At 32.0% G+C, this 12,569-nt stretch carries 14 protein-coding genes; 6 read left to right on the top strand and 8 right to left on the bottom strand.

From position 1 onward, the window contains the following. Position 1 precedes the first annotated feature (1 nt). The 5 genes from ACUSJC_RS03265 to ACUSJC_RS03245 form a co-directional block, all read right to left on the bottom strand. Positions 2-1,690, bottom strand: coding sequence for a S8 family serine peptidase (locus tag ACUSJC_RS03265; protein ID WP_449268122.1), 1,689 nt, complete (start codon positions 1,688-1,690; stop codon positions 2-4). Positions 1,691-1,693: 3 nt separating this feature from the next. Next, positions 1,694-2,470, bottom strand: coding sequence for a hypothetical protein (locus tag ACUSJC_RS03260; protein WP_449268121.1), 777 nt, complete (start codon positions 2,468-2,470; stop codon positions 1,694-1,696). A gap of 74 nt (positions 2,471-2,544) precedes the next feature. Then, the gene (locus tag ACUSJC_RS03255) at positions 2,545-3,261 is read right to left on the bottom strand and encodes a hypothetical protein (protein WP_449268120.1); all 717 of its coding nucleotides are present in this window, start codon (positions 3,259-3,261) and stop codon (positions 2,545-2,547) included. Between the two features lie 24 nt (positions 3,262-3,285). After that, positions 3,286-3,693 carry a hypothetical protein gene (locus tag ACUSJC_RS03250; protein ID WP_449268119.1) on the bottom strand — a complete coding sequence of 136 codons (408 nt, stop codon included), beginning with the start codon at positions 3,691-3,693 and terminating at the stop codon, positions 3,286-3,288. Positions 3,694-3,703: 10 nt separating this feature from the next. Further along, a complete protein-coding gene (locus tag ACUSJC_RS03245; RefSeq protein ID WP_449268118.1) occupies positions 3,704-4,561 on the bottom strand; it encodes a hypothetical protein in 858 nt (285 codons plus the stop codon). Positions 4,562-4,773: 212 nt separating this feature from the next. Here ACUSJC_RS03245 and ACUSJC_RS03240 point away from each other — a divergent pair, with 212 nt between their 5' ends. The 3 genes from ACUSJC_RS03240 (at position 4,774) to ACUSJC_RS03230 (ending at position 7,580) form a co-directional block, all read left to right on the top strand. Further along, positions 4,774-5,427, top strand: a complete 654-nt coding sequence (locus tag ACUSJC_RS03240; protein WP_449268117.1) for a hypothetical protein — start codon at positions 4,774-4,776, stop codon at positions 5,425-5,427. 726 nt (positions 5,428-6,153) lie between these two features. After that, positions 6,154-6,912: a sensor histidine kinase gene (locus ACUSJC_RS03235; RefSeq protein ID WP_449268116.1), complete on the top strand. Its 759-nt coding sequence runs from the start codon at positions 6,154-6,156 to the stop codon at positions 6,910-6,912. 29 nt (positions 6,913-6,941) lie between these two features. Then, entirely contained in the window at positions 6,942-7,580 is a 639-nt protein-coding gene (locus tag ACUSJC_RS03230) for a response regulator transcription factor (RefSeq protein ID WP_449268115.1), read from the top strand. Between the two features lie 6 nt (positions 7,581-7,586). Here the strand turns inward: ACUSJC_RS03230 and ACUSJC_RS03225 are convergent, their stop codons facing one another. The 3 genes from ACUSJC_RS03225 to ACUSJC_RS03215 form a co-directional block, all read right to left on the bottom strand. Next, entirely contained in the window at positions 7,587-7,814 is a 228-nt protein-coding gene (locus tag ACUSJC_RS03225) for a hypothetical protein (protein WP_449268114.1), read from the bottom strand. Positions 7,815-7,912: 98 nt separating this feature from the next. After that, positions 7,913-9,301, bottom strand: a complete 1,389-nt coding sequence (locus ACUSJC_RS03220) for an MATE family efflux transporter (protein ID WP_449268113.1) — start codon at positions 9,299-9,301, stop codon at positions 7,913-7,915. A gap of 88 nt (positions 9,302-9,389) precedes the next feature. Continuing rightward, complete coding sequence (locus ACUSJC_RS03215; RefSeq protein WP_449268112.1) at positions 9,390-10,271, bottom strand: PPK2 family polyphosphate kinase; 882 nt, start codon at positions 10,269-10,271, stop codon at positions 9,390-9,392. Between the two features lie 66 nt (positions 10,272-10,337). Here ACUSJC_RS03215 and ACUSJC_RS03210 point away from each other — a divergent pair, with 66 nt between their 5' ends. From ACUSJC_RS03210 to ACUSJC_RS03200, 3 genes are all read left to right on the top strand, one after another. After that, positions 10,338-10,934, top strand: coding sequence for a phospholipid scramblase-related protein (locus ACUSJC_RS03210; RefSeq protein WP_449268111.1), 597 nt, complete (start codon positions 10,338-10,340; stop codon positions 10,932-10,934). Between the two features lie 128 nt (positions 10,935-11,062). Continuing rightward, positions 11,063-11,596: an RNA polymerase sigma factor gene (locus tag ACUSJC_RS03205; protein WP_449268110.1), complete on the top strand. Its 534-nt coding sequence runs from the start codon at positions 11,063-11,065 to the stop codon at positions 11,594-11,596. Position 11,597: 1 nt separating this feature from the next. Further along, complete coding sequence (locus tag ACUSJC_RS03200; RefSeq protein ID WP_449268109.1) at positions 11,598-12,524, top strand: hypothetical protein; 927 nt, start codon at positions 11,598-11,600, stop codon at positions 12,522-12,524. The last annotated feature ends 45 nt before the right edge of the window (positions 12,525-12,569 follow it).

Here is a 12,569-nt window from a genome sequence, read left to right as displayed (position 1 = left end):
ATTAACTTGTTTTTTTTAAATTTAAAACTCTCTCAGGAGTGACATAACCGTATCCTGCTCTAAAAATGTCTAATGGATTGTTCTTACTATTAAAAGACTCGCAAGACTCAAAAAGTTTTTTTCTAATTTCAAAAATTGAAAGTGATGGGTCTTCCTCTAACATTTTTACAATTATTGATGCTACGTAAGGGGCTGCCATACTACTGCCGCTTTTAGAACAAAGTCTGGATAATGCTCTGGCATCTCTAATTGATGAAGAACAAGAAGATTTAATTTTATATCCTGGAGCGAGTACTTCCGGCTTCATTCTTCCGTCTGCTGTAGGCCCTGAACTACTGAAAGGAAGAACTGGTCTTAAATCATCATCTTGATTATACGCTCCTACTACAATACTATATTTTGAGTTACAAATGGAGTTTGTTGTATGCGTGGTTTTAACAATATCCGGTAAAAAAATGGATTGTCCTTTATCATCTCGTTCTATATAACAATGATAGCGACCTTTTTTTATCTTACGTCCTTTTAATTTTACTTTCCAAAACTTTGAGCTTTGCTTTCCATTGATTAAAATATTGATGTGATTTTTAGCGGTATTAGGTTCGCTTTTTCGGTGTAAACAAATACCAACCTCATCATTATTACGAGCAATTATTTCGTCTTTAAAAGGAGTAGATTCTAATAAAATTGTTCCGTCATCATCCATTATTATAACAGATAACTCATCCTCGCCTTCATACCAAATTTCCATTTCATTTGGTGTAATATCTCTTTTTTTAAAAAACCAAGGAATATCAACAGTCTCTCCTTCTCTTATATCTCCAAATGTATGTGCCCTAGCCTGAAAATAATTCCCTGTACTTTGCACAATAGCTGTTCCTCTTCTGGAAGTCAAAATATTATCAATAGCAATTTCAACCGGTGTTTGCCCCGTATGAGCATCACCATGCCCTCCTAAGCTCATATTAATAACTACAGGTCTATCGCCTGCATTTTTCAAAATAAAATCGAGACCTTCTACGAGTTTTACGGAATCCCCTAAAGACAGATTAGACCCGTTTACAAGATTTAACCCCATATCAACAGCTATAATAGGAGAATCAGAGGCGAATCCTTTATTCGCTACTTTTCCATTACTACATGCAATACCTAGTACATGCGTTCCATGCGTTCCTGTTCCAAATAAATCTGTTTTACCGGGATGATACTGTGCTTTTTTAAATGGATACTCACTATGAATTGCTTGGTTTATAAGATTTGAATCAATAATTTTTCCATAGCCATAATTATTCCCATCAGAGTTTGTGTTTTGAATCCAAATTTTTTCGAATCGAGTCAATCCATTATCAATGAAATCTTCATGAGTAAAGTCGAATCCAAAATCTATTAAACCAAAGACTACATTTGATTTATTCTTTTTGGAATAATCTCTTTTGATATTGATTATTTCACCTTTTGTTTCACCAAAACTATTATCTGCAGGAATTACTCTGGGAGCTTTTAAACTAAGAACTTCATTACTGTAGTATAATTTTTCCAAATCTTTTCTCTTTACTCTACAACTGACAATATCACCAAACTGAGAAATGATTTTACAATTTTCAGGATAGTTTGATAGCCTTTTAAGTCGCATTAGAAGAGAAAGTTCTTCATCCGGATTTCCATACAAAATTACTTTTAGCCTAGGATCCATAGTTTATTTTTTTGCAGTGGTTTTCTTAGTTGAAGTATCCTTATCCGCAATACTACCTTCCTTTGATTCAAATTCTTTTTTCTCTAACTCAATTTTCTCTAAACTGTATCTAATAGAGAAAAAATTTGAGCTGTAGAGTGAAAAAATATTAACTAATGAAAAAAAGACATTCCCACTGAATTTTTTGTTATTAAAGACTTTTTTAAATTTATCTAAAATTCCTTTTTCAATGATTGTCTCTCTAAACTCTATGATAGTCTTCTTATCATATTCTGGCAATTCATTAAAATACTTGTGAGAAATTATAAATTCATAATCCCTTTCAGCATTTTCAATTGATTTTCTTTGTTGATTAATTGAATATTCTAAGATTTCATTTTCCAATTGAACTTCGTCAACATTTTTTGATCTTAAAAAATTTGGAGAAATATCTTCTTTTAGAGCTTCATGTGTGGCTCCTTTTATTAAATCATAAAATTCCTCTTTAGATGGACCTGTATTTTGTACTATAACAGTACTTTCCTCTTTTATTGGTGTACTTGTTGTACAATTTGAATTTGAATTATCATCAATGATGACAACAGATTCTCCAACCACAGGGTTAATCACTTCCAATTTTTTTGCTTCATTCTCAACAATGAGATAGGCGAAAATTGGATTGGGTGAAACCATACCTGATACTAAAGCTAAACTTTGTAGTTTTTGTTTATTGGCAACATTATATTTTTGAGCACTACTCTCTGCAAAAACATAACTGATTAACATATTCATTGCATTCATATCTAATAGGTTTGAGTATTAATAATTTATACTAATAAAAATGCCCATAAAATACCTATGGGCATTTTTAATTCTTATTTATTCATCATAGTCATCATCATAACAAGTGGTAACAAATTATTATTTCCACTAGTTGTATTACCATTTTGACTCATTAATAGAATCATTGGTAACATCATATTAGAACTATCTGATTTACCCGTAGAAGAATCACCCATAGTTGTCATCATAGGTAATAGTAATGATAATGTTTGATCTACTTGAATAGAATTTCCTGGTGTTACTTCTTCTATTGTTTTAATCCCTTTATCATCTGATACAATCTTTAAATTATCTGCTTTTAACTTAGGTTGATTAATTAAAGATCCCATCATGCTCATCATTTGCATGTTTTTTAAAACCGTTTTTTGGTTTTCATTTTTTCTGGCTTCAATTTTTACAAGTTCTGTATGCTTAGCATCCAAAGCTTTGATCGATTTGCTCGTTGCAATTGATGTTTTTTTCAATTCATTAACATCTCCGGAGATGGAATCTAATGCTTTTTTCAAATCGCTTTTAGTCGCATAATCTGCCGCTCTACCACTTAATGATTTACCGAAATTTGATTTTTGGGCAACACGTGGTCGAACGCTAGAACTTATTGGAGCCAATTTTCTTCTATTAAAAGGTCTTCTTTTTGCCTCATCAAAACTTTCGTCAAAACTTTCTAATAGATCTTCCCCGAAAAGGTCTTCATTTAATAAATCTTCGTTTAATAAATCTTCATCGATAAAATTTTCAAATTCGTACATAATTTTTCTTTTTAAATGTTACTATTAATTTTTATTAAAAAAGTGTCTGTTAAATTTTTGTACTGCTGGGTTTATATACTTATTAAATAAGATAAAATCCGGAACATACGCGCCTACTTTACCTGCTCCATGACATTCTGCACAATTAGGATCATGACCAAAACAGTGAATACAAGCTCCTATTGCTTTTGCTAAATCATCATTCAAAGCCATATTATCCTCAAGTTGTTCTTTCAAATTTTCAACTATCTGAAAAAGTTTTTTATTTATTCTTTCCAGTTTTTTTATTCTGTCTTCTAATTCGACCTTAAAAGGATTATTTTCAACGTTCTCTTCAGATTCCGTATCTTTTTGCATCATGGGTTGTAATAATTCGTAGTATTTTGCAAATTCAGGATTTTGCTCTTTTAACATTTGTATATAAGCTTCCATCAGATTTTTTTTAAATTGTTGCTAAAACATCCTCAAGTCTGTTTATTCTTTCATTGCTATTTGCACCTATAAACTGACCATAATCATCAATGAAATAGTCCTCTTCCGGTAAAAAACCTTCATTGTAATACTCGTATAAAATATTCTCAGTCAAATAATTAATAGATTCTATTAACTCTGAAAAAGAATGACTTTCAATCGGTGCATTTGGACTTGCGACTCCTAAACTTTGCTGCGCTTGTCCAGCTTGAAACTGAGGGTTGTTAATAACTCCTCCTAATTGATTGTATAAATCTTGGATTCTTTTTACGCCTTGCTGTGTTTGCTGATTTAATTGTACAGGGTTATTTTGTACATATTGTTGGATTGCCGGTAAAGCGGCTTTCCCTGCATTCGTAAGGTAATTTCTGGTATCATTCCATGTTTGTCTCAATTGACTATTTGCTACTGAATTAGGTCTTGATTGCGGTCTTGGTGCCGGCCTGCGATTTACTGTTCTGTTTTGAGAAATTCTGGAATTTCCTAATGCATTACCTGCATTTCCTGCCAGATTCCCTACTAATCCTCCTACTGCTCCTCCTATTTGAGGCATTCCATAGATTGCTCCAACTGCAGTTCCAGCTATTGGAGCAATAGCAGATACTCCTTTTAACACTCCTGAACCTACACTTCTCGCGACATTTCCTAAATTAGACCAAAAACTTTCTGCTTCTGATTCAGACATTTGTTCAACATGTGATAATAAAACGTCTTCTAACTCATCCTCTCCCAAATGAGTATACTCAGGGCCTAAAACATAGCGTACTGCTTCAAAATAATCTGATTCTGAAAAAGATTCTCCCTGATAAATTTGACTATATAAACTCATAAAAATGTTTTTTCTATTGTACCTACTCTATACAGTTTTCGGCATTCCTGTTTAAAAGATTAATCGATCGACAGGACAAAATTGAAGTTTTTAAAAGTTTTAATTATCAGTACTTTACCTGATTTTCAATAGAAATAAACTACACAAAAAGGGTGTTTTTCCCCTAAAATTGTATATTTTAATAAGGTATTTTTGCTAAAAAATAATATATCATGAAACTATTGCATTCTACTCTCTTTATTGCTATTGCTTTAGCAATTTCTTTTACTTCATGCACTACAGAAAAAACAAATGAAGTTACAATGCCACATAATATCATTTCTGTTAAGAAAGGTATACTGATGAAAGAAACTTATGAAAAAGGAGTTCAATATATTATTGAGAGTAATCATGAAAAAGATTCTTATCAGGCAACAGAATTTGCATGGATAGATCTGGATTCTTTAAAGAATTATATCAATTTATTAGATAAAGTTTCCAAATTGAATCAAACGAAGGTTACTGGCATAAGAATTTATTTCTCCCAATATCCTTCCAATAAAACGTATGGTTACTCTAAAAGAGAACAAGAACAATTATTGCCAGGCAGGGAAACATTATTCTTTGCTCCTACTATTAAAACAAACAGCTCAAAGCTTTCTAAGTCTTATCCTTTACTTGAAAATGTTCCTTTTTCCATCCAACATAACGGAACTAACAAACTAGTCGGGAAATTAAAGGTCATTGATGAACTGACGTATCAGAAGAATAGAAAAATAAAACGATTTACCACTACAAATAATAATACCTCTTTAGAAGACAGTAATAATGAAACCAGTTTATTACTTAATGAACTGGCCATGTTTCCACCTCCTAAAAATGATTAAAGAAACGAAGAAACTGTTTTTAAGATTTTATTGATTTTAAATATATCTTTAATCTTTGAGACAGTTTCTTTATTTAAATGAAAAAGATATGCGAATACCGCTCTTCTCTACCGAAAATATTCGATTTTTTCTAATCTTGTTAGAATTTTTTGTGGCATTGTTTGGAACATTTTTTTTTCGTAAATATTCCAAAAGTCCGCTTAAGATTCTCTTGTTTATCTTATGGTATACTTTCCTTAACGACGTATTAGGGCTGATAATGCAATACACATTTAAAACAAGTAATAACTTTGTTATTTATAATTTCTATCAGATTGTTCGATTTTCTGCCTTATTATGGATATATAGTCAATACGTCAGAAATATAAATAACTATAAGATAGTCTCTTTTTTCAAGTATTTCTATATCTTTTCTTTTATCATAAATTTCTATTTTGAAGATTTTTGTAAAAGTTATTTTCTAAATACTTTCATCATTGGAGCATCACTCATAACTATCACCATTATTATTTATCTTTTTGAAATATTGCGATCAGATAAGATTTTATTTATTACGAAATCATTGCTTTTTTGGGTGAGCTTTGCGCACCTCATATACTTTGTTCCTAATGTTCCTTTCTATATTGTTAGAAAATATTATTCTAACTCTAACACCATTCCATTCATCTTTATAATAAATTATTTCTTACTTTTAAGTTATAATTGCATACTAATTTCTGGTTTTATATGGAGCAAAGCGGAATCGAAGGAGTAATTTTTGCCATTCTGGGGCTTGCAGGGTTATGCTTTGTCATTATTCTGCTCATTGTTATTTTTCAACAAAAGAAAAACACATTGTTAATAAAACAAGTTGAAGAGAAGAAGAACTTTGAACGTGAAATTGTAGAATCACAAATTGAAATTAAAGAACAAACTCTTCGAAACATTAGTTGGGAACTACACGACAACATTGGACAATTATTAACATTGGCTAAAATTCAACTTCAAAAAATAGAACATGCTGATACTCAAGAATTACATAACAACTTAACCAAAATTCTGAATGAAGTTCGTGCCCTTTCTAAAGTCACTAATCCGGATTACATAAGTCAAATCACTTTAGAAGACGCACTTAAGCTTGAAATAGAACGTTTTAACAGATTAAATTATATTGAATCAACTTTAGAGTTAAAAGGAAATTTTTCATCTGTAAACCCTAAAGCTGAAATTGTCATTTTCAGGATCTTACAGGAGTTTTTTTCAAATACTATAAAGCACTCAAAAGCAACAAAACTCAATGTAATCATGGAATATGACAATTTAAAAAATAAACTGATTATAGAAGCCAATGACAATGGAAAAGGATTTGATACATCAACTAACTTTGATATGGGCGTCGGATTACTAAACATGAAAAAAAGAGCCAGCCTTATTCAAGCTGATATTAAACTTAGCTCTAAAATTGACATCGGAACAAACCTTTTGATTGTTTATACACAAAACTAACTATTGTATTGAGATCATAAAATTTGATTATGGACAAAAGAACAGTTGCCATCATTGAAGACCACACTTTATTGTCAGAAGCTATTGCGGGAGTAGTGAATAGTTTTCCGGACTTTTATGTTGCTTTTTTATGTAAAAACGGAACAGAACTCATTGAAAAACTAAAATCTCACAAAGCTCCTGAAATCATCTTAATGGATGTTAACATGCCTATCATGAATGGTATAGAGACTACAAAATGGTTGACAGAAAACTATCCGAAAATTGATGTGATTGCCTTAACCGTTGAAGAAGACGAACATACTATTCTGAAAATGATAAAGGCCGGCGCTAAAGGTTATCTATTAAAAGATGTTGACAAAAAAACATTGGAACACGCTTTAAAGAAAACAGTTGAAACCGGCTTCTATCATAATAATTTAGTCAATAATGTCCTGCTTAATTCTATAAAAGGGAAATCTCCTAAAGAAGAATTATTAAAAGATACAGAAATTGAATTTTTAAAATTAATCTGTACTGAAATGACTTATAAGGAAATTGCAGATAAAATGAACTTAAGTCCAAAAACTATTGATGGCTACAGAGATAACCTATTTGTAAAATTAAGTGCAAAAAACAGAATAGGTCTTGTGATCTATGCCATTAAAAATAAAATCTTTAGCATCTAGCTTCTTTTATTCTTCGTAACGCTCCATTTCTCTATCGTAAAATTCGCCCGCAAGAGTAATTAAGTGTTCCATTTCGCTCTCTAATTCCTTTTCGTCTTCTCCTTCTACATCTTCTAAAATCTCCACTTCATCGTCTTTTAAATTGATAATAAATTGAGGAAAATCTAAGTGAATGATAAAAATATCTTCTGGAAAATCAGAATTATCAGCCAGTACAAATTTTGGTAAGTTCATTTTCTTTTAGTTATAAGTTATAAATATAGTTAATATAGTTAATTTGTTGCTTTGTTGATTCGGCAATTTGATAATTAAACAAAACAACTCTTCCCTTTTTACTCTTCCTTTTTTACTTCATTAACAATCAACTTTTTCGTTTCATTGTTAAATCGGATAAATAAAAATAAGGCTGCAGCTGTCAATCCTGCCAATAATCCAATCCAAATCCCAATTGCGCCTAAACTAGTGTAAACTCCTAAATAAATGGATATTGGAAAACCTATTACCCAATAGGCTACAAATGTAATGTACATAGGAACTTTTACATCTTGTAAGCCACGTAAAGCTCCCAAAACTACAACTTGTAATCCATCGGAAATTTGGAATATAGCAGCAACTAATAACAATTGTGCTGCAATAGTTACTACTTCTAAATTTTCAGTATAATTAGCGACATCTTTTAAATCGACAAAAATTGTTGGTAATTGTTCATGAAATAAAAAGAAAATTAAAGCAAAAGCAATTTCTAAAATGGTGGCCAATAGAAATATGGAAAATGCTACTAAACGAAGCTTATGAAAATCCCCTAATCCTTTTTGATTACCGACACGAATCATGGCTGCAACACTCAATCCCATAGCAAACATAAAGGTAAATGACGCTAAACTTAATGCCACTTGATTTGCTGCCTGACTACTTGTTCCTAAATTCCCCGAAAGCCAAATAGCACCAGTAAACAATCCGACTTCAAAAAACATTTGCATGGCAGAAGGCGAACCAATTTTGATGATTCTCATATTAACTTCTCGTTTAATTTCTTTCAAGGAAAATCCCTCAAAATATGGATGAAATTTTCGTTTGCTCTTCAATACATAATGCATAAATGCTAACATTACAATACGTGAAGCTATCGTTCCGATAGCAGCTCCCACAATTCCTAATTTTGGAAAAAACCAAACACCGTAAATGAATAAATAATTGAGTAAGACATTCGTTAAATTAGCTAAAATTGTCGCCCACATGGAATATTTAGTTTGACTCATTCCGTCTGCAAACTGTTTGTAAGCCTGAAACATAATAAGCGGAATAAGCGAAAAAGCAACAATATCTAAATACGGTTTTGCTAGCTCAACAACATGATCAGGTTGTTTCATGTAAGCAATTAAAGGTTTCGAAAAAAAGATAATGGTGAATAAAACCACACCCAAAATAGTACATAAGTATAACCCGTGGTGAAAAGCTTCACGACCTTTTGCAACATCCGATTTTCCGTCGGCTTCTGCGACTAAAGGTGTAATTGCAGTAGAAAAACCAATACCTAATGACATGGCAATGAACACAAAACTATTCCCAAGGGAAACTGCAGCCAACTCTGATGGTCCTAATTTCCCTACCATGATATTATCTACAATCCCGACAACCGTATGTCCTAACATTCCTAAAATAATAGGATAGGCTAATCTGAGATTGTATGAGAATTCTTTGGTATATTGGCTTAATGTCATGATGATTTCAAAAAATGTCCGCAAATATACACAATAAAACCCGACAGGAATTTCAATCTTGTCGGGTTTGAGAAATATTAACTTTTATTTATTCTTCCGAAGCCAGCTTGTTATAATAAAATTTAATGTTGTCTTTTATTTCTTGCTCTAATTCCGGTTCTTTAATGTCTGTGTATTTTTCCAACTCTTCTAAAATAGTTTTGGCTACTAGATAGCGACAGGTTTCTTTGTTATCTGCCGGAACAATATACCAAGGAGCATGCGCCTTTGACGTTTTATTGATGGCTTCTTCATAATATTTTTGGTATTCGTCCCATAACTCACGCTCTTTTAGATCTCCGGGTGAAAATTTCCAATTATGTTCTTCTTTTTCCAAACGTCGCAACAAACGTTGGCGCTGTTCTTCTTTGCTTAAGTGTAAAAAGAATTTTAGAACAATAACACCATTACTAGTGATGTGCTTTTCAAAATGATTGATACTTTCAAATCGGTCCTCCCAAAATTCAGGTGTAATATCATTTACTGTTTCTATTCCTGGTATATGTTCATTTAAAATATATTCAGGATGCACACGAGTAACCAAAACATTTTCGTAATGCGTTCGGTTAAAAACAGAAAATTTTCCTTTTTCGGGCAGCGCCAAATAATGCCGCCAAAGATAATCGTGTTCCAATTCGCTTGAATTAGGCGTTTTAAAACTATACACTACAACACCACGAGCATTGAATTCTTTAAAAACTTCACGAATCAAACTGTCTTTTCCGGCAGTATCCATTCCTTGCAAACAAACTAAAACGCCATATTTATTATGAGCATACATCTTATCTTGTAACTTACTCAACTTTTCTCTTACTTTTTGAAGTTCTTTTTCTTTCTTCTTTTCCGATGTCTTAACATCTATAAAAGTCGGAACTTTTGCTAATTGAACATACTTGGTTATTTTTAAAGTTTCTATAGGAATGTTTTTCATGACTAACTTTTTTCAGAAAATTAAGTTTAATTTCTATTTTTACGACAAATCTAAAAGTACAAAAAATTGGAAACAACATCAGTATTAAACAAGAATTTATTTCTGGTTAAAGAACACATCGGAATGTTCAAAGCATCAAATAACTTTGATATTTTTGATTTAGAAAATGGAAAAATGGTAATGACTTGTCGTGAACCTAATTTAGGATTCTTCACTAAATTATTCCGTTTTACCGATTATAAACGAATGACTCCTTTTGAAATTGAAATAAAAGACGAACAACAAAAGCCATTAATGATTGTAAAACGTGGCGTAACATGGTTTCGATCAGATGTAGAAGTTTTAGACGGAAACCAACGCCTTTTAGGTGTTTTTAAACAAAAATTCTTCTCATTTGGTGGAAAATTTGAAGTTTTTGATAAAAACGATCACCCTTTGTGTACATTAAAAGGAAAATGGACAGGTTGGGATTTTCAATTTTTAGACCGAAACAATACTGAAATTGCGCATGTTTCTAAAAAATGGGCTGGAATAGGAAAAGAATTTTTTACCAGTGCTGACAACTATGTAATTGAAATCGGGAATAGCGTTCCTGAAAATGATCCCGTTCGACACTTGATTATTGCTGCCGTTATGTGTATCGATATGGTATTTAAAGAATAGTTACAATAATAAAACAAATGAATCCTCAATTGAATTTCAGTTGAGGATTTTTTTATCTTTAAAAAATTTCACTTTGCTCCCAACCTTTTCTTCTTTTTTACACTCTATATAAAAAAGCGATACTTGTGATGGACGAAAAAATCATACAGGCCTGTAGAAAACAGCAACGCGATGCACAGCGGAAGTTATACGAGCTCATGGCTCCTAAACTTTACTATTTGTGTAAACGCTACTTAAAAAAGGAAGAAGAAATTGAAGAAGTTTTAGCCGATTCTTTTTATATCATTTTTACAAAATTAGAACAGTTAAAAGAAAACTTCGCCTTTGAAGCTTGGGCACGAAAAATTACGGTAAATCAATGTTTATTGCAATTGAAGAAAAACCTCAACTTCAATTTGTATTTAGAGGACGTGGCTTACAGCGATCAACCCTTAGTAGAAGAAGTCACCGATTTAGAGGAAGAAGATTTACTCAATTTGGTACACTATCTTCCGGAAGGCTGCAAAACTATATTCAGTTTATTTGTCATTGAAGGCTACAGTCACAAAGAAATCGCAGCCCAACTTCAAATTTCCGAAGGAACTTCAAAATCACAATTGAACGCTGCTAAAAGCAAATTAAAAGAATTGATAACAACCTACTATTATCAAAAAGCAAAGTAAAATGAAAACAGAAGATAAACTATATAACAAAATTAAATCGGCTGCTCAAAAAGGAGAAACACCCGACTTCCCTAACCTAGAAAGTGTATGGAACCGTGTAGAAGATAAATTGGAAGCTAATGTTTCCCAAAAAGAAACTTCCCGATGGAAAAAAGTAGCCATTGCAGCTTCTGTCGTTCTTGTGGGCACAATTGCCTATCATTTTTACCAACCTAATGAATCTTTACCAACAGAGGAACAAACTATTGTACTTCAAGATACTGTAAAAGTTAAAACAATAATAGAAGAAAGTGCCGTTGTGACCAATGAAAAAGCTGAGCCTATGCAACCTGTAAATCCAGCTATAAAAACGGAAGCACCTGCAATGATTCAAGAGCAAATCCAGTTGAAACCAAATGCTGTAGCCTTAGAAGAACATAAAAAAGCAGAAATTAATTCCGAAAAAATAGAAATTTCAACACCGGCTTTATATGATGACGAAGTAAAGCAACCTTCGGTTTCTTCTGAGAAAATTTCTGTAGCTACAAAAATGAGCTTAATGGAAACAACTTCTGCCAAAAAGAGAACTCAAACTACCGCCAATTATGATAAAATCGCCGAAGAAGAAAGTTTGCAATCCAAAAAATTAGCACCTTTAGTTTTGCTCGACGGACAGAAAATATCTGAAAAAGAATTATCAAAAATGAATGCTACAGAACTCGATTCTATTGTTCTACTGGCGGAACCACTTTATATTATTAACGGCGTGGAATATAGCGAACAGGAAGTTTTTGGTCCCAATCCTACAAGTCCATATTCTCCTTTAACCGAACAAGATATCACTTCCACTACGATTTATAAAGGAGACGATGCTACCAAATTATATGGAAAAAAAGGTGAAAAAGGCGTTATCATCATCACCACTAAAAACGGAAAACCTAAGAAATAGTTTTCAGTCGCAGTTATCCGTTTAACTCAAATTGAAAACTAAATA

The sequence above is a fragment of the Flavobacterium sp. U410 genome, assembly GCF_053570605.1.
The sequence above is the reverse complement of the archived record's forward strand: the minus strand, read 5'-3'. Positions and strand labels throughout refer to the sequence as shown.

Excerpts from the sequence above, each read along its gene's own strand:
- ACUSJC_RS03265 (WP_449268122.1), bottom strand. The coding sequence starts at position 1,690 with ATGGATCCTAGGCTAAAAGTAATTTTGTATGGAAATCCGGATGAAGAA.
- ACUSJC_RS03260 (WP_449268121.1), bottom strand. The coding sequence starts at position 2,470 with ATGAATGCAATGAATATGTTAATCAGTTATGTTTTTGCAGAGAGTAGT.
- ACUSJC_RS03255 (WP_449268120.1), bottom strand. The coding sequence starts at position 3,261 with ATGTACGAATTTGAAAATTTTATCGATGAAGATTTATTAAACGAAGAT.
- ACUSJC_RS03250 (WP_449268119.1), bottom strand. The coding sequence starts at position 3,693 with ATGGAAGCTTATATACAAATGTTAAAAGAGCAAAATCCTGAATTTGCA.
- ACUSJC_RS03245 (WP_449268118.1), bottom strand. The coding sequence starts at position 4,561 with ATGAGTTTATATAGTCAAATTTATCAGGGAGAATCTTTTTCAGAATCA.
- ACUSJC_RS03240 (WP_449268117.1), top strand. The coding sequence starts at position 4,774 with ATGAAACTATTGCATTCTACTCTCTTTATTGCTATTGCTTTAGCAATT.
- ACUSJC_RS03235 (WP_449268116.1), top strand. The coding sequence starts at position 6,154 with ATGGAGCAAAGCGGAATCGAAGGAGTAATTTTTGCCATTCTGGGGCTT.
- ACUSJC_RS03230 (WP_449268115.1), top strand. The coding sequence starts at position 6,942 with ATGGACAAAAGAACAGTTGCCATCATTGAAGACCACACTTTATTGTCA.
- ACUSJC_RS03225 (WP_449268114.1), bottom strand. The coding sequence starts at position 7,814 with ATGAACTTACCAAAATTTGTACTGGCTGATAATTCTGATTTTCCAGAA.
- ACUSJC_RS03220 (WP_449268113.1), bottom strand. The coding sequence starts at position 9,301 with ATGACATTAAGCCAATATACCAAAGAATTCTCATACAATCTCAGATTA.
- ACUSJC_RS03215 (WP_449268112.1), bottom strand. The coding sequence starts at position 10,271 with ATGAAAAACATTCCTATAGAAACTTTAAAAATAACCAAGTATGTTCAA.
- ACUSJC_RS03205 (WP_449268110.1), top strand. The coding sequence starts at position 11,063 with ATGGACGAAAAAATCATACAGGCCTGTAGAAAACAGCAACGCGATGCA.
- ACUSJC_RS03200 (WP_449268109.1), top strand. The coding sequence starts at position 11,598 with ATGAAAACAGAAGATAAACTATATAACAAAATTAAATCGGCTGCTCAA.